Origin of the sequence: Pseudomonas fildesensis, from assembly GCF_001050345.1 — a bacterium.
GTDB lineage: Bacteria > Pseudomonadota > Gammaproteobacteria > Pseudomonadales > Pseudomonadaceae > Aquipseudomonas > Aquipseudomonas fildesensis.
This window is the reverse complement of the sequence record NZ_LFMW01000010.1, coordinates 61,426-75,819: the sequence shown is the minus strand read 5'-3', so window position 1 is coordinate 75,819 and position 14,394 is coordinate 61,426. Positions and strand designations below refer to the sequence as shown.

At 62.0% G+C, this 14,394-nt stretch carries 18 protein-coding genes; 10 read left to right on the top strand and 8 right to left on the bottom strand.

The features are described 5' to 3' along the window. The first annotated feature begins 89 nt into the window (after positions 1-89). The 3 genes from rnd to ACR52_RS15760 all read left to right on the top strand — a co-directional run bounded on the left by rnd (position 90) and on the right by ACR52_RS15760 (position 2,553). Positions 90-1,223: a ribonuclease D gene (gene rnd / locus ACR52_RS15770; RefSeq protein ID WP_048725852.1), complete on the top strand. Its 1,134-nt coding sequence runs from the start codon at positions 90-92 to the stop codon at positions 1,221-1,223. Further along, positions 1,220-1,513, top strand: coding sequence for a YcgL domain-containing protein (locus tag ACR52_RS15765; protein WP_048725849.1), 294 nt, complete (start codon positions 1,220-1,222; stop codon positions 1,511-1,513). The genes rnd and ACR52_RS15765 overlap by 4 nt, the downstream gene beginning before the upstream one ends. A gap of 107 nt (positions 1,514-1,620) precedes the next feature. Next, positions 1,621-2,553 (top strand): D-2-hydroxyacid dehydrogenase, encoded by a 933-nt coding sequence (locus ACR52_RS15760; RefSeq protein WP_048725844.1) that lies wholly within the window; start codon positions 1,621-1,623, stop codon positions 2,551-2,553. A gap of 50 nt (positions 2,554-2,603) precedes the next feature. Here ACR52_RS15760 and ACR52_RS15755 read toward each other — a convergent pair whose 3' ends face one another. After that, entirely contained in the window at positions 2,604-3,188 is a 585-nt protein-coding gene (locus tag ACR52_RS15755; RefSeq protein ID WP_048725841.1) for a nitroreductase family protein, read from the bottom strand. A gap of 153 nt (positions 3,189-3,341) precedes the next feature. Between ACR52_RS15755 and ACR52_RS15750 the strand changes: the two genes are divergently transcribed. Together ACR52_RS15750 and ACR52_RS15745 are read left to right on the top strand one after the other, a co-directional pair. Beyond that, positions 3,342-3,791 carry a YcgN family cysteine cluster protein gene (locus ACR52_RS15750; protein WP_048725838.1) on the top strand — a complete coding sequence of 150 codons (450 nt, stop codon included), beginning with the start codon at positions 3,342-3,344 and terminating at the stop codon, positions 3,789-3,791. 13 nt (positions 3,792-3,804) lie between these two features. Beyond that, complete coding sequence (locus ACR52_RS15745) at positions 3,805-5,025, top strand: hypothetical protein (RefSeq protein WP_048725835.1); 1,221 nt, start codon at positions 3,805-3,807, stop codon at positions 5,023-5,025. Positions 5,026-5,134: 109 nt separating this feature from the next. Here ACR52_RS15745 and ACR52_RS15740 read toward each other — a convergent pair whose 3' ends face one another. The 3 genes from ACR52_RS15740 to ACR52_RS15730 all read right to left on the bottom strand — a co-directional run bounded on the left by ACR52_RS15740 (position 5,135) and on the right by ACR52_RS15730 (position 6,495). After that, the gene (locus ACR52_RS15740) at positions 5,135-5,485 is read right to left on the bottom strand and encodes a YgaP family membrane protein (protein ID WP_048725832.1); all 351 of its coding nucleotides are present in this window, start codon (positions 5,483-5,485) and stop codon (positions 5,135-5,137) included. A gap of 68 nt (positions 5,486-5,553) precedes the next feature. Next, on the bottom strand, positions 5,554-6,021 hold the full coding sequence (locus tag ACR52_RS15735; protein WP_048725830.1) for an RNA methyltransferase: 468 nt from the start codon (positions 6,019-6,021) through the stop codon (positions 5,554-5,556). A gap of 99 nt (positions 6,022-6,120) precedes the next feature. Continuing rightward, complete coding sequence (locus ACR52_RS15730) at positions 6,121-6,495, bottom strand: YajD family HNH nuclease (protein WP_048725827.1); 375 nt, start codon at positions 6,493-6,495, stop codon at positions 6,121-6,123. A 149-nt stretch (positions 6,496-6,644) separates the two neighbouring features. Here ACR52_RS15730 and ACR52_RS15725 point away from each other — a divergent pair, with 149 nt between their 5' ends. Then, positions 6,645-7,571 (top strand): ParB/Srx family N-terminal domain-containing protein, encoded by a 927-nt coding sequence (locus ACR52_RS15725; RefSeq protein ID WP_048725824.1) that lies wholly within the window; start codon positions 6,645-6,647, stop codon positions 7,569-7,571. 54 nt (positions 7,572-7,625) lie between these two features. On the opposite strand, the gene ACR52_RS15720 is transcribed toward ACR52_RS15725, so the two are convergent. Then, positions 7,626-8,306: a spermidine synthase gene (locus tag ACR52_RS15720; RefSeq protein ID WP_048725821.1), complete on the bottom strand. Its 681-nt coding sequence runs from the start codon at positions 8,304-8,306 to the stop codon at positions 7,626-7,628. A gap of 78 nt (positions 8,307-8,384) precedes the next feature. Here ACR52_RS15720 and ACR52_RS15715 point away from each other — a divergent pair, with 78 nt between their 5' ends. Continuing rightward, positions 8,385-8,663 carry a hypothetical protein gene (locus ACR52_RS15715; RefSeq protein ID WP_048725818.1) on the top strand — a complete coding sequence of 93 codons (279 nt, stop codon included), beginning with the start codon at positions 8,385-8,387 and terminating at the stop codon, positions 8,661-8,663. Positions 8,664-8,672: 9 nt separating this feature from the next. Here the strand turns inward: ACR52_RS15715 and ACR52_RS15710 are convergent, their stop codons facing one another. Together ACR52_RS15710 and ACR52_RS15705 are read right to left on the bottom strand one after the other, a co-directional pair. Next, positions 8,673-9,146 (bottom strand): cyclic nucleotide-binding domain-containing protein, encoded by a 474-nt coding sequence (locus ACR52_RS15710; RefSeq protein ID WP_048725815.1) that lies wholly within the window; start codon positions 9,144-9,146, stop codon positions 8,673-8,675. A gap of 70 nt (positions 9,147-9,216) precedes the next feature. Next, positions 9,217-11,271, bottom strand: a complete 2,055-nt coding sequence (locus ACR52_RS15705) for a S9 family peptidase (RefSeq protein ID WP_048725812.1) — start codon at positions 11,269-11,271, stop codon at positions 9,217-9,219. A 21-nt stretch (positions 11,272-11,292) separates the two neighbouring features. Between ACR52_RS15705 and ACR52_RS15700 the strand changes: the two genes are divergently transcribed. The 3 genes from ACR52_RS15700 to ACR52_RS15690 are packed head-to-tail and all read left to right on the top strand — an operon-like array spanning position 11,293 to position 13,190. Beyond that, positions 11,293-11,829, top strand: a complete 537-nt coding sequence (locus tag ACR52_RS15700) for a hypothetical protein (RefSeq protein WP_048725809.1) — start codon at positions 11,293-11,295, stop codon at positions 11,827-11,829. A gap of 30 nt (positions 11,830-11,859) precedes the next feature. Then, complete coding sequence (locus tag ACR52_RS15695) at positions 11,860-12,636, top strand: class II glutamine amidotransferase (protein WP_048725806.1); 777 nt, start codon at positions 11,860-11,862, stop codon at positions 12,634-12,636. An 11-nt stretch (positions 12,637-12,647) separates the two neighbouring features. Continuing rightward, the gene (locus ACR52_RS15690) at positions 12,648-13,190 is read left to right on the top strand and encodes a DUF2937 family protein (protein ID WP_048725803.1); all 543 of its coding nucleotides are present in this window, start codon (positions 12,648-12,650) and stop codon (positions 13,188-13,190) included. 123 nt (positions 13,191-13,313) lie between these two features. On the opposite strand, the gene ACR52_RS15685 is transcribed toward ACR52_RS15690, so the two are convergent. Then, positions 13,314-14,225 (bottom strand): LysR family transcriptional regulator, encoded by a 912-nt coding sequence (locus ACR52_RS15685; RefSeq protein ID WP_048725800.1) that lies wholly within the window; start codon positions 14,223-14,225, stop codon positions 13,314-13,316. Positions 14,226-14,394 lie beyond the last annotated feature (169 nt).

The window sequence follows — 14,394 nt, the reverse complement described above, 5'->3', positions numbered from 1 at the left end:
CAGGGTTTTCATGACGGCGTGTGCACTGCGAATGCTCGCAAGCCCCTTTCGCGATATATACTGCGCGCCATTCTTCAAGGGAGAGCCGTGTGGCCATCGATATTCACTGGATCTGCGACAACGATAGCCTCGGCCAGCATTGCGCCGAATGGCAGCAGTTGCCATTCGTCGCCCTCGACACCGAATTCATGCGGGTCGACACCTTTTATCCCATTGCCGGGCTGATCCAGATCGGTGATGGCGTGCGCGCTTACCTGATCGACCCCCTGACCATCGACAACTGGCAACCCCTGGCCGCCCTGCTGGAAAACCCAGGCGTCATCAAGGTGGTGCACGCCTGCAGCGAAGACCTGGAAGTGTTGCTGCGTCTTACCGGCAGCCTGCCGGTGCCGTTGTTCGACACCCAATTGGCCGCGGCTTACCTGAACCTCGGGTTTTCCATGGGCTACTCGCGCCTGGTGCAAGCCGTGCTCGATATTGAGTTGCCCAAGGGCGAGACCCGTTCGGACTGGCTACAGCGGCCATTGTCCGAGACCCAGGTGAGCTACGCCGCCGAAGACGCGGTGCACCTGGCCGACGTCTACATCCGCCTGCGCCCGCAGTTGCCTCCCGACAAATACGCCTGGGTCCTGGAAGACGGCGCCGAACTGGTGGCCAACCTGCGTCGCGAAGTCGACCCGTACGAGGTGTACCGCGACGCCAAACTGGCCTGGAAACTCTCCCGCGCCCAGCTCGCCGTGCTGCGTGAACTGTGCGCCTGGCGCGAGCAGCAGGCCCGCGCCCGCGACCTGCCGCGCAACCGCATCATTCGCGAACACTCGTTGTGGCCCCTGGCCAAATCCCAGCCGGATAACCTCGCCGCCCTGGGCAAAATCGAAGACATGCACCCGCGCACCGTGCGTCAGGATGGCCAGTTTCTGCTGGACCTGATCAAGCGTGCCGCCAGCGTGTCCATGGACCAATGGCCCCCCGCCGTGGCTGAACCGCTGCCGGTGGACGCCGCCACGCTGATCAAGCAACTGCGGGCCTTTGGCCAAACGGTCGCCGAGCGCCTCGACATGGCGCCGGAACTGATGCTGCGCAAGAAAACCCTCGAAGCCCTGGTCAAAAGTGGCTACCCCGATGGGCCTTATAAATTGCCAGACTCGCTGCGTGGCTGGCGCCGCGAGTTGATGGGCCAAGCGCTGCTCGACAGCCTGGCCACTGCCGGAGAACAGCCTTGAAACGAATTTGCTCCATCTATCGCAGTTTGAAAAAAGATGGGATGTACCTCTACGTGCTGAAAAGCGACGCCCTGGAGCGCGTACCGGAACCGTTGATGGACGCCTTCGGCAAAGCCCATCTCGCGTTTGAAATGGTGCTCACCCCTGAGCGTAAGCTGTCCCGCGAGGACATTGCCGTGGTACTGGAAAACCTCGACAAGCAGGGCTACCACCTGCAGATGCCGCCGGCCGAAGACGAGTACATCGAGCACTTGCCTGAAGAGCTGCTGCGCCGCAACGACCCGATGTGATCGGTCAGTGCCCTGTCCAGGGCACATGCTTCACTGGAATCGTATTAACGGACGGTGGCCGTAAGGATGCGGGCGGCCGTCTGCACTGTTTTTGAAAGGTTTGAACCATGCGTGTTCTGATTGCTGAACAGGATCACCCCCTTTACGCCCAATTGCTCCGCGACGCGGCACCGGACCTTGAGGTGCTGACTACCGGCGACTCGGCCGAACTGTCGCGCCTGGCCGCCGATTGCCCGGTGTGGCTGGGCCAACCGGACCTGATGGCGACGCTGCTGCGCCAGGGCCATCAGCCGCAGTGGCTGCAATCGACCTGGGCCGGCATCACGCCGCTGCTGGCCGAAGGCTTGCCTCGCGACTATCGCCTGACCCGTGCGGTCGGCATCTTTGGCCAGGTCATGGCCGAGTTTGTGCTCACCTACATGCTGGGTCACGAGCGCGAAGTGTTGGCGCGGTTGGTCAGCCAGGTCGAGCGCAAGTGGGACAGCCGCATGGGCCAGAGCCTGGCGGGGCGCACCGCGTTGATCGTCGGCACCGGCGATATCGGCCAGCGCGTGGCAGAGTTTCTGGTGCCGTTTGGCGTCAAGCTGTACGGCATCGCCAGCACGGCACGGGAACAGGCGCCGTTTGTCGAAGTGGCCGGGCTCGATCAATTGGGCCGGCTGGCGGGGGAGGCGGATTACGTCATCAACCTGCTGCCCAACACGCCGGAGACCCACGACCTGTATGACGCGGCGCTGTTCAAGCAGTTCAAGCCGAGCGGGTTGTTCATCAACGTCGGGCGCGGCGTTGCTGTGGTCGATGCCGACCTGGTGGAAGCCTTGAAAGAAGGCCATCTGGCCGGCGCCGTGATCGACGTCTGCCGCCAGGAACCGCTGCCGCAACGCCATCCGTTCTGGACCGCCTGGGGCTTGCTGTTGACCGGGCACAGCTCGGCACCGACCTCGCCTTCGATGATGGTGCAGTTGTTTGTGGAAAACGTGCGCGCGTTTCAGGCAGGGGAAGCCTTGCGCGGTGAAGTGGATTTCGAGCGCGGTTACTGACACCCCACAACCCTGCAGGAGCCGGCAAGCCGGCTCCTGCAGGGTGTCTGTCAGAGGCTGAAATCGCCTTCCGACACCAACTCGCTCAACGGCAGGCGCGGGCTTGGCGCTTCGCGACCTTGCAGGTATTCAGGCAACGTCGATTTGTCGCCCAGCTTGCCGATCGCGACCGCAGCATGCAGCGCATACCCGTCAGGAATCTTCAGCTCCTGGCGCGTCAGCACCTGGTCGAAGCCGGCCATGCCGTGGGTGTGCCAGCCGCTGAGGCTGGCTTGCAGCGCCAGGTGACCCCAGGCCGAACCTGTGTCGAAGGTGTGCCACAGGGCCGGGGTTTCTTCGGTGGCGCCGGGGGCGGTGAAGTCGGTTTTCGAGGCAATGATCACCAGGGCCGACGCATGTTGCGCCCAGCCACGGTTGAATTCATTCAGCAAACCCAGGAAGCGTTCCCAGTCCGGCGTGTCACGGCGCGCGTAGAGAAAACGCCATGGCTGCGAGTTGTAGGCCGACGGCGCCCAGCGTGCGGCTTCGAAGAAGCTCAGCAGGGTTTCCTTGGGGATGCTCTCGCCAGTGAAGGCACGCGGCGACCAGCGGTCGGTGAACTGGGTGTGGATCGGATAGTCGGCAACACGTGTCATGAGCAGTTCCTGATCGTCAATTCGGCGCTCAAAGCTACTGCGCGCCCGCTAGACTGACAAGTCTTGTAACACCGCCAGTCGTAAGCGCTTGGCCGAAGGGGCCTTGGGCACTAGACTGGCGGCCTTTTCACCTACCGATATTGATGTAGAACCATGGCCGCCAAAGTCGAACCTTTCTGGATACGCAAAACCCTCGAACACCTCGATCAGGAGGAGTGGGAGTCGTTGTGCGACGGCTGTGGCCTGTGCTGCCTGCAAAAGCTTGAGGATGAGGACGACAACAGCGTTTATTACACGCGCATCGCCTGCAAGCTGCTCGACCTGAAAACCTGCCAGTGCACTGACTACCCCAACCGCCGTGCCTCGGTGCCTGACTGCATCCAGCTCACCCCGGGCCAGGCCGACCAGTTCAAATGGCTGCCGCCTACCTGCGGCTACCGCCTGGTCAGCGAGCGCAAAGACTTGCCGCTGTGGCACCACCTGGTGTGCGGCGACCGCGACGCCGTGCACCGCGAACGCATTTCCCAGTCTGGACGCATGCTCGCCGAAGGCAGCGTGCCCGAAGACGACTGGGAGGATTACCTGATCTTCCGTGCAGGCTGAACAAGGGGTGTGTATGAGGGGAGGAGCCAAGCTGGCGGCAAGCCTGGTGCTGCTGGCACTGAGCATGCCCGCGTGGTGCGCGAAGAAAGTCGATGTGGACTATCACGTCAAACTGCTGCCCCAGAGCGATCAGGCCGAGGTTCGCGTCAGCCTGTCCCAAGGCTCGGCGGTGCGCAGCCTTAACTTCGACCTGGGTAAAGACGGTGACTACAGCGACTTCAAGGCTGACGGCCAATGGAAGGTCACCGGCCACCGTGGCCTGTGGCAACCCAGCGCCGACAAGGCCAGCCTGACCTACCGCGTACGCCTCACCCAAGCGCGCAAGCCGGGCATTTATGAAGCGCGGATCACCCCGAGTTGGGCGCTGTTTCGCGGGGAAGACCTGGTGCCGACCGCGCGTCTTGACCAGCAGGACGGCGTCGAGTTGGTCTCGCGCCTGGTGTTCGAACTGCCGGCAGGCTGGAAAAGCGTCGAAACCGCCTGGCCGCGCATCGGCAAGAATAAATTCCGCATCGACAATGTTTCCCGGTTGTTCGACCGGCCGACCGGCTGGATGCTCGCCGGCAACCTCGGCAGCCGCCGTATCCGTCTTGGCGAAACTGAAGTCACCGTGGCCTCGCCCAAGGGCCAGGCGATGCGCCGCATGGATGTACTGACGTTGCTGACCTTCGTGTGGCCGCAGGTGGAGGCCGCCTTCCCGCGCCATCCGGCCAAACTGCTGGTGGTCGGCGCCAGTGATCCCCTGCGTCGCGGTGCCTTTGCGGCGCGGGATTCGATATACCTCAACAGCCGCACGCCGCTGGTCAGCGAAAACGGCAGCAGCCCGCTGATCCGCGAAGTGGTGCAAGCCATCGGTCGCTTCAACGACCACGACACCAGTGACTGGGTCAGCGAAGGTTTTGGGGAGTACTACGCCATTGAACTGGTACGGCGTGCCGGCGGCATCACCGACGAGCGGTATGCGGCGATACAGGCGCGGCTGATCAGGGAAGGCAAGGACGTGACCACCTTAAGGGGCGATCACGTGAGCGGCGCGACCGTTGCACGCGCCGTGGTGGTGATGCAGGAGCTGGACCGCGAGATCCGCGTGAAGACCCACAACAAGCGCTCGTTGGATGATTTGGCGCAGGCGGTGATGCGCGCGAACAGCATCACCACCCAGGAGTTTGTGCAGCTGGCCGAGAGCATCATTGGCGAGTCGTCGGTGGTGCTGGATAGCAAGCTGTTGCGCTGAACCCCAGCCATATGCAAAGCAAAAATGTGGGAGGGGGCTTGCTCCCGATGGCGCCATCGGGAGCAAGCCCCCTCCCACATTTGGATCTCCAACATACCGAAGACTTATATCAGCCTGTAGTGTTGGTGGCCTTTTCCGCCACCACTTCCGCCTTGGTCTTCAGATTCTTCAGCTCTTCACCGGCACGCTCGATCTTCGTGCGCACTGTGTTCATTTCCTGGCGGCCCTGTTCCAGCTTGTCCTTGAGCGAACTGTGCCCGGTAAAACCACGGGCCAGTGCCACACCGCCAATCGCCACCTGGATCAGCCCAAAAATCCCGCCACGGCGCAGGCCTTTGCCGACCATCATCACGCCGCCCGCCACCGAGCCGATGCGTTCCCAACCGTGCACGTTTTGCGTGGGTTGGGTCTGGAATGGCGTGTGCTCGATGATAGGTCGCAGGGTTTTGCTGTCGCTCATGGTCTGTCTCCAACAAGGGCTAGTGATAGGTAGCTGACTGTTTGCAGGCGCTGGATGTTCCCGAAAAATTAGTACTTGGGGCCCGAGCGGGTGTTATTGCCCTTGGCGAGGCGGTCGTAGAGCACCACGTTGACGGTGGCGGCGAGGTTCATGCAGCCGGTGGTCGGGATGTAGATCACGTCTTCACACCAGTCGCGAATCTCTTTATCCAGCGAGCCGTCTTCCGGGCCGAAGATATACAGCGCGCGGTCGGGATGGGTGTATTCGGGCAGCGGGCGGGCGCCTTCCACCAGTTCCACGGCGACCGGGATGCAGCCCAGCGGCAGGATCTTTTTCAGGTCGTCGATGCCGATCAGCGGAATGTCGTGGTGGACTTTCTTGGTGTCGGTGACGAAATCCCGCGCGCGCTCGTAACGCACGCCGGTGTAGAACACCGAGGCAACGCCGTAGCAGCCGGCGGCGCGCATGACCGAACCGACGTTTTCGGGGGATTTGGGGTTATACAGACCGATGCAGCTGTAGCGTTTATTGCCCACGGGGAAGGGTGCCTTAAAAGGGCAGCATTATAGCGGCAAGCTGCAAGCTGCAAGTTAAAAGCAGGGCGGCTTTTTCTTGCAGCTTGCAGCTAGGAGCTTTCAGTCGTCTTTTTTCATCAACCCCGCCAACGCCGCAAACGGGTTGTGCGTCGCCTTGGCAATCGTCGGGCTGCTGGTGGAGCCTTCACTGAAGTACTGCTGATCGGTGTAGCGCGAGTGCTCGTTGTCGTGGCAGTACAAGCACAGCAACTCCCAGTTGGAGCCGTCCTGGGGGTTGTCGTCATGGTTATGGTTGCGGTGGTGCACGGTCAGTTCGCTCAGGCGTTTGCCGGCGAACTCACGGGCGCAGCGGCCGCACACGTGCGGGTACATCTTCAAGGCTTTGTCGCGGTAGCCCATTTCCCGGTCGCGCTGGGCATCGGCGAGGATGCGGTCCAGCTTGGCGGTGTGGGAGGGCGGGTTGGTCGAGCTCATCATGGCTCCTGTCTTTTTGGTGGTCACGGATAGCGTTGATTCTAGCCGCTCGTGGCGCAATTAGCGCCTGGCTTTTTCAGCTGCGGTACAGCCTGGCGGGCGTAAATGTTTGTAGTATCGCCCCACTGAATTCATAAGGGTCTTTGCTCATGCGTCTGCATTCATGGCTGTCGGCGATACTGCTGTGCGCGTTCACCGCCCACGCCCAGGCGTTCACGGCGCCCAAACCTGGGCAGGTGATCGAGGTCACCCTGGAGCAATTGCACCCGACCCAGGCGGTAGTGGGGTTCGATGAGATCCACTACAGCCTCGGGTTGTTCGCCGAATCGCCGGCCAAGGTGTTCGATGAATACTGCGAGACCAACGGCCAGGGTGACGCCGGTAAGGTCGACAAGCACGCCGACCTGCATAACCCCGCAAGCTTCACCTGCCAAAGCCCGGTTGGCACCCATCCTGAAGAAATGAAAACCGTGATCGTTGGCCCCGGCGGCCAGCTCTACCTGACCGACGGCCATCACAGCTTCACCACGCTGTGGGAGCAACCCGGCGCCGGCCCGCAACTGAAAATGTGGGTGCGGGTGACCGACGATTTCAGCAACAGCCCCGACCTGGCAACGTTCTGGCAGCGCATGGAGCAGGGGCACAAGGTCTGGCTCAAGGACAATCAGGGGCGCCGCATCAGGCCCGCGCAATTACCGGCGCACCTGGGCTTCAACAGCTTGCAGGACGACACCTTGCGCAGCCTGGTGTATTTCACGCGCAAGGCGGCTTATGGCAAGCCGGATTCGGCGGGCGTGGTGCCGGAGTTCCTGGAGTTTTACTGGGGCAGTTGGTTGCGCACCCAGCTGGACCTGGGCGCGTTCAATCTGCACAAGAAGAAGGGCTATAAGGACGCCATCGAGGCGGTGGCCCAACGCATGGTCAGCCTGAGCCCCGATGCGCCCGTGGGCGACAGTGGCTTCACCGCGCATCAGTTGGGCGGCTTTACCGCAATCGACCAGAAGGCGTTGAAGAAGACCTTCGACAACAAAGTGCCCTACGTGATCGATTACCGAAAATCACCCCACCCCCTGTAGACGCCGGCTTGCCGGCGATGAGGCCCGTAAGGAGTGCGGTGATCAAACCGGCGCCTACAGTTTTTGGGCAATCCAGATGGTGTGCCGCGTGCCCTTGTTGCCGTGGGCGAAGACCTGCACTTCCTCTGCCTTGAAGCCGGCCTTGCGCAGTTTGTCGCTGAACAGTTTGTCGGCGCTGGCCGACCACACCGCCAGTACGCCCTTGGGCCGCAGGGCCTTGGAGCAAGCGGCCAGGCCGCCGGCGGAATACAGCCAACTGTTGGCCTTTTGCGTGAGGCCTTCGGGGCCGTTGTCGACGTCGAGCATGATTGCGTCAAAGCCCAGGGGCTCGGCTTGCAGCACTTTGGCCACGTCTTCCATGCGGATCACTGTGCGTGGGTCGAGCAACGGGCGCCCGGCCTTTTCTCCCAGCGGCCCACGGTTCCATTCCACAACGCCGGGTACCAATTCCGCCACCACCACTTCGGCGGTCTTGCCCAGATGCTTGAGGGCCGACGCCAGGGTAAAGCCCATGCCCAGCCCGCCGATCAACACCCGCGAACCTGGGCGGCCGGCGACCTTGCGGCAGGGGATTTCCGCCAGCGCGTCTTCGGAGCCGTGCATGCGCGTGTTCATCAACTGGCCGCCGTCACCGCCCTGGATCTTGATGACAAAATCCTCGCCGTATTCGAACAGGCACAAGGCACCGCCGTTGTCGGGGATCGGGGTGGTGTCCAGCAGAACGAAACGTTTCATGGAAATCTCATTGGGAAGGGCATTCTTGCGCGGTTGGGAGTAGCCTTACGACATTCCGGTCAGGCCATGGAGCCATCGATGAAGTGCAGCATTCTAACGGTCATTGTGTTGAGCGCGCTCACATTGGGTGCGGCGCAGGCTCAGGAGTTGCAAACCGTACCGATCGCGCCAGCGCCAACCCCCGGCGCACCGGGCACCCCGACGCCGACGCTCTACCCGCAAGTCACCCCGCCGGCCGTACCCAAGACGAACGGCTCGCCACCCTTGGTACCCATCGTGCTGCCGACGCCGCCGAAGGACCAGACGGTGCCTGGCCTGCAGCAGAACGACAGCAAGCCGAAGACGCCCGGCGGTTAAAACCAGCCCTTAAAACTGTTGAGACAGTAGCTGTCCATCCGCCATGCGCAGGCGTTTGGACAGGGCGATGGCAATCGCGCGGATGATCTTGGCGGCCACCCTGGGCGCCTCGTTGAGCATTTTTTCCAGGGAATCCTTACCCAAATTCAATAGCACGCAATCACTGGCGGCCACGCAACTGGCGGAGCGCCGCTCGCCGTCGAGCACCGCCATTTCACCAAAGGCCCGGCCACTGCGCAGGGTGGCGATGCTCAGGCGCTGGCCGTCGTGATTGGTTTTCTGCACCGCCACCTGGCCGCTGTGGATGATGCACATGAACGTGCCGGCATCGCCTTCGAGGAAGATCACCTCATCGCGGGCAATGCTGCTGATGTTGAAGTAACCGGCGGCGATGTGAAAATCTTCCGGCAGCAGGGGATCGAACAAGCCGCAATCCATGAGCATGTCGCGAATTTCATTGCTGAGTAAGGTCGGTTCTGGCATGGCTGCAATCTTGGTCCGTCAATCTTGTAGGGCGGTTCTGTACTCAGACACAACCGCCCTACGAAGTTCCTTAAACCAGCTGCAACGCCTTAAACACAAATGCATATTCGAGCGCTACGTCACGTAATCCCTGGTAACGACCGCTCATCCCGCCGTGGCCGGCACCCAGTTCGGTCTTGAGCAGCAACAGGTTGTCGTCCGTCTTGGTATCGCGCAGCTTGGCTACCCACTTGGCCGCTTCCCAGTACTGCACGCGGCTGTCGTTGTAACCGGCGATCACCAGCGTGGCCGGGTAGGCCTGGGCGCTGACGTTTTCGTACGGTGCGTAAGCCTTGATGCGTGCGTACACCTCGGGTTCTTCCGGGTTGCCCCACTCGTCGTACTCGGTGATGGTCAGCGGCAGGTCCGGGTCGAGCATGGTGTTGAGCACGTCGACAAACGGCACTTCGGCAATTGCCGCCTGGAACAGCTCGGGACGCTGGTTGAGCACCGCGCCGATCAGCAGCCCGCCGGCGCTGCCGCCGCTGATTGCCAGTTGCTTGGAGGTGGTCAGGCCCTGGGCGATCAGGTGTTGCGCACAGGCGATAAAGTCGCTGAAGGTGTTCTGTTTGTGTTCCTGCTTGCCATTGCGGTACCAGGCTTCACCCAGTTCACCGCCGCCGCGCACGTGCGCAATGGCAAACGCCACGCCACGGTCGAGCAGGCTCAGGCGTGCATGGGAGAACCATGGGTCGAGGCTCTGGCCGTAGGCGCCGTAGCCGTAGAGGTACAGCGGCGTCGGCTCGCCGAGTTGGTCGCGCTTGACCACCAGGCTGATCGGCACCTGAGTGCCGTCTGCGGAGGTGGCCCACAGGCGTTGGCTGACATAGTCGTCGGCGTTGAACGCGCCCAGCACCGGCGTCTCCTTGAGCACCTGTTGCGCGCCGCTGGCCAGTTCCAGCTGACGGACCTGGGCCGGGCGGTTCAGGGCCTCGTAGCGCAGGCGGATCTTGTCGCTCGGGAATTCCAGGCTGTTCTGTACGTAGAGGCTGTAGGCAGCGTCAGGCAACTCCACGCGATAGGCCGACACGCCTTGCGGATGCACTTCGATCACCGGCAGGCCGCCGATGCGCAGGCTCAAGGTCATGGCGCCGGCATTCAGGCTGACGCCGTCGAGCATCACATCAACGCTGTGGGGAATCAGGTTCTGCCAGTCGGCTTCGGCCGGCACGTTGCCGGTATCGAGGGCGGTATACAGGGCATAGTTGATGCCATCGCGGTTGCTGCGGATGAACCAGGTCCATTCGCCGTCGAGCTGGCCGTGATCAACATCGTATTCATGGTCTTCGACCCGTGGCGCGAGGCAGGTGAAATCCAGGTGCGGCTGGTTGGCGTCCAGCGCCCAGATCTCGCTGGTGGTCTTGCTGCCCAGGGCCAGCAGCAACTGGCGTTCGGAGCTGGAGCGGTAGCAATGCAGGAAGAAGCGCCCGTCGGGTTCATGGAACACTTCCTGCGCCGCCGTGCCGTCCAGGCGATAGCGATACAGCTTGTGCGGGCGGTGGGTGTCGTCCAGCTCGCCGAAGAACAGCGTCACACTGTCGTTGGCCCAGGTCATGCTGCCGTCGCAGTCTTCAAACGCCAGTTCGCTGACTTTGCCGGTGGCCAATTCCTTCACAAACAAGGTGAAGATCTCTTCGCCGCTGGTGTCCAGGCTGTAGGCCAGGCGTTGGTGGTCGGGGCTGATGCTGAACGCCCCGAGGGAGAAGAAGCCGCCATTGGCCAGCACGTTGGGGTCGAGCAACAGCTCTTCGCTGGCGTCATCCACCTGATTGCTGTCATCTGCCGGGCGGCGGCAGCGGTAATGGCGGGCGTACTCGTCGCCGGCGGTGGTGCGCGTGTAATACAAGTACGGGCCCCATGGGGAGGGCAACGACAGGTCGGTCTCAAGGATGCGGCCCTTGATCTCTTCAAACAGCGTCTCGCGCAGCGCCTGCTGATCGGCCAATTGGGCTTCCTGCCAGGCGTTTTCGGCCTTGAGGTAATCCATGACGTCGCTGCTGTCACGCTCTTGCAGCCAGGCGTATGGGTCCTGGCCTGGGGCCTTGCGGGCAATCGGGGCGGCAGTGATGTGGGTCGATGAAGGCATGGGTCACTCTCTGTCTGGCGGATGGTGGCAGGCATTGCAGCCGCGACACGCAAAAGCCGTTATCATAGCCGCCTGTTTGCCTACCTTGCCATGGACACCATGACCGAGAACGACTATCTGACCGCTTGGGGCCTTTACGCCTTCGCCGCTTTGGGCTGCCTGTTGGTGTGGTGGCGCATGACCCGCTGGATCTGGCGCTGGTTGCGTGAGCCGTTGCAATTGCTGATGGCAGTGCTGCTGTTGAGCCCGACCATCGTCGACCCGGTCAAGACCCAGTTCGCACCCGCCGTGGCGATTACCGCCCTGGACCTGGTGCTCAAGGTCGGCAACAACGCCTGGCGCGCCATCTCCGATTTGTTCATGTACACGATGATCGCGTTTGCCGTGTACCTCGTGTTTGTGCTGATCCGCTGGCCCATCGAGCGCGCCGCCAAGGCCCGCCGTGAGCGCAAGGCGGCTGTCGATGCGGCCTTGGCCGCCGAACCGCAAGACGAAGATGACGAGCCTTTCCGCCGTCCTGCGCCGGTCAGCGGTATGCGGGTCGAACCGCGCCTTTAACGTTGTCCGCCCTGCAGCGAGAGCCCTGGCATGTGTGAATTATTGGGCATGAGTGCCAACGTCCCCACCGATATCGTGTTCAGCTTTACCGGGCTGATGCAGCGGGGCGGGCGTACCGGCCCCCACCGCGACGGTTGGGGCATCGCCTTCTACGAAGGCCGTGGCCTGCGTCTGTTCCAGGACCCGGCCGCGAGCAGCGAATCGGAAGTCGCGCTGCTGGTACAGCGTTATCCCATCAAGAGTGAAGTGGTGATTGGCCATATCCGCCAGGCCAACGTGGGCAAGGTGAGCCTGGCCAATACCCACCCGTTCGTGCGTGAACTGTGGGGCCGTAACTGGTGTTTTGCCCACAACGGCCAACTGGCGGACTTCAACCCCCGCGCCACCTTCTACCGTCCGGTGGGCGATACCGACAGCGAAGCCGCGTTCTGCGACTTGCTCAACCGCGTGCGGGAAGCCTTCCCCGAGCCGGTGGACATCGAACAGATGCTGCCGGACCTGATCGCCGCCTGCGCCGAATACCGCAGCAAAGGCGTGTTCAATTGCCTGCTCAGCGACGGCGACTGGCTGTTCTGCTACTGCTCGACCAAACTGGCGCAGATCACCCGGCGCGCCCCGTTTGGCCCTGCGCGCTTGAAAGATGTCGACGTGATCGTCGATTTTCATGCCGAAACCACGCCAAATGATGTGGTCACGGTGATCGCCACCGAACCGCTGACCGACAACGAAAACTGGACCCGCTACGAACCGGGCCAATGGAGCCTGTGGCGGCGCGGTGAATGCGTCAGCCAGGGCATCACCGAATAAGGAAGTCGACTATGTTGCTGAGTTATTTACGGTTGGTGTTGTTTGCGATTGGCCTGTTGGTTGGCGTGCAAGTGCCGGGGTTTATCAACGACTATGCCAAGCGCGTCGAAGCCCACCTGATCGAGGCCCAGACCGGCCTGCGCGGCTTTGAGTCGACCGCACAGCAGTTCTTCAAGGGCGATTTGCAGGCCCTGGTGGCCCATTACCGCGCCAGTGATGACCCGGTGTTTCGCAGCGATGCCAACAGCCTGGGCACGATGCTCAACCGCCAGCTCGCGCTGGACAAGCAATTCCAGGCGATGCAAGGCCCCTGGTACATCCGCGCCCTGCAAGTGGCGGTGGCTGCCGACCCGGATATCCGCCTGGAAACCTGGAATGGCTACAGCTACCAGATTTTGCTGACGCCTGAAGCCATGGGCTGGGGACTCGGTGGGGCGATGCTGTTGTCGTTCGGCCTGGAATGCCTGTTCCGCTTGATCGACTGGGTGGTGTTGGGCGGCAAACGCCTGCGTCAGAGCCGGCCGATTGAAGAGCGCGACCTGAAGGGGCTTTAAGGCTAACTCGGTCCAATGTGGGAGGGGGCTTGCTCCCGATGGTGGTGGATCAGTCAATTAATAGATCGACTGACACACCGCCATCGGGAGCAAGCTCCCTCCCACAGTCTTAATCCGGCTTCTTCAGTTCAGCACCATCCGCTCTTCGCCGACTTCTTCGGCATACCTGGCCACCACCTTCTGGCACAGCCCGACAATCTCCTCCACCAACTCCACGCCGACCCGCCACGACACCACCACCTGCAAGTTCGGCAGGCGCTGCGCCATCGGCAACATCACCAACTCCCCGCGCGCCAGTTCACCACTGACCAGTACCGGCGGCAGCGCGCCAATCCCAAAACCGTCACGCAGTAGCCGGGTAATCGCCGACACCGAATTCACGCAGTTCATACGCGGTGCAGCCACGCCGTTGGCCTGCATCAGGCTGATGACGTCCTGGTGCGGGTGGGAGTTTTTCGAGTAGGTGATGATGCGCTCCTGGGCCAGTTCGGCGAGGGAGGCGTAGTCGCGGTTGTAGATCGAGTGGCTGGCGACGATCCACGCCATGGGGTGGCTGGCCAGCTCCTGGCTGCGCACGGTTTCCAGGCGCAGCAGGTCGGTTTGCAGGATCAGGTCGAGGAAGCCTTTTTGCAGCTGATCGCTGAGGTTAAGCGCCGTATCGGCGACCAACTCGATTTCCACCAGGGGGAAGTGGTCCATCAATTCGGCGACCAGCGGGCTCAGCCAGGTGTGGATCACCGTGTCCATCGCGCCGATACGAATACGCCCGACCTTGCTGCTGGTGGTTTCCAGGGACTGCTTCAACCCCTGCATGGTCACCATCATCTGCTCGGCATAATCGAGCACCTTCAAGCCTTCCGGGGTCAGGCTGACGCCGCGCGAGTCGCGCAGAAACAGCTTCACCCCCAGCTCGCTTTCCAGCACGGCGATGCGGCTGGAGATCGAGGCCTGGGTGGTGAACAGTTTCTCGGCGGTCAGGCGAAAGCTCTTGAGCTTGGCCACCCAGACGAAGGTTTCGAGGAACTTCAAATTCATGGGATCAACTTTTCTTATGCATGGATCGGTTTTTATTAGTTGGACGCCGCACCGGGCAAACGCCAAAAATCGAGGCATTCCACGATAAGCGCCGTTGGGGTGTCAGGACAAGTTGCGAGTTCTGCGTAAAAAATCCCACACTACAAAAAATACAAAGCCTATAGGAGCA

Coding starts and splice junctions, on each gene's coding strand:
- ACR52_RS15695 (WP_048725806.1), top strand. CDS start 11,860: ATGTGTGAATTATTGGGCATGAGTGCCAACGTCCCCACCGATATCGTG.
- ACR52_RS15745 (WP_048725835.1), top strand. CDS start 3,805: ATGAGGGGAGGAGCCAAGCTGGCGGCAAGCCTGGTGCTGCTGGCACTG.
- ACR52_RS15710 (WP_048725815.1), bottom strand. CDS start 9,146: ATGCCAGAACCGACCTTACTCAGCAATGAAATTCGCGACATGCTCATG.
- ACR52_RS15730 (WP_048725827.1), bottom strand. CDS start 6,495: ATGAGCTCGACCAACCCGCCCTCCCACACCGCCAAGCTGGACCGCATC.
- ACR52_RS15740 (WP_048725832.1), bottom strand. CDS start 5,485: ATGAGCGACAGCAAAACCCTGCGACCTATCATCGAGCACACGCCATTC.
- ACR52_RS15760 (WP_048725844.1), top strand. CDS start 1,621: ATGCGTGTTCTGATTGCTGAACAGGATCACCCCCTTTACGCCCAATTG.
- ACR52_RS15720 (WP_048725821.1), bottom strand. CDS start 8,306: ATGAAACGTTTCGTTCTGCTGGACACCACCCCGATCCCCGACAACGGC.
- ACR52_RS15700 (WP_048725809.1), top strand. CDS start 11,293: ATGGTGGCAGGCATTGCAGCCGCGACACGCAAAAGCCGTTATCATAGC.
- ACR52_RS15750 (WP_048725838.1), top strand. CDS start 3,342: ATGGCCGCCAAAGTCGAACCTTTCTGGATACGCAAAACCCTCGAACAC.
- ACR52_RS15715 (WP_048725818.1), top strand. CDS start 8,385: ATGAAGTGCAGCATTCTAACGGTCATTGTGTTGAGCGCGCTCACATTG.
- ACR52_RS15755 (WP_048725841.1), bottom strand. CDS start 3,188: ATGACACGTGTTGCCGACTATCCGATCCACACCCAGTTCACCGACCGC.
- ACR52_RS15705 (WP_048725812.1), bottom strand. CDS start 11,271: ATGCCTTCATCGACCCACATCACTGCCGCCCCGATTGCCCGCAAGGCC.
- ACR52_RS15685 (WP_048725800.1), bottom strand. CDS start 14,225: ATGAATTTGAAGTTCCTCGAAACCTTCGTCTGGGTGGCCAAGCTCAAG.
- ACR52_RS15725 (WP_048725824.1), top strand. CDS start 6,645: ATGCGTCTGCATTCATGGCTGTCGGCGATACTGCTGTGCGCGTTCACC.
- ACR52_RS15690 (WP_048725803.1), top strand. CDS start 12,648: ATGTTGCTGAGTTATTTACGGTTGGTGTTGTTTGCGATTGGCCTGTTG.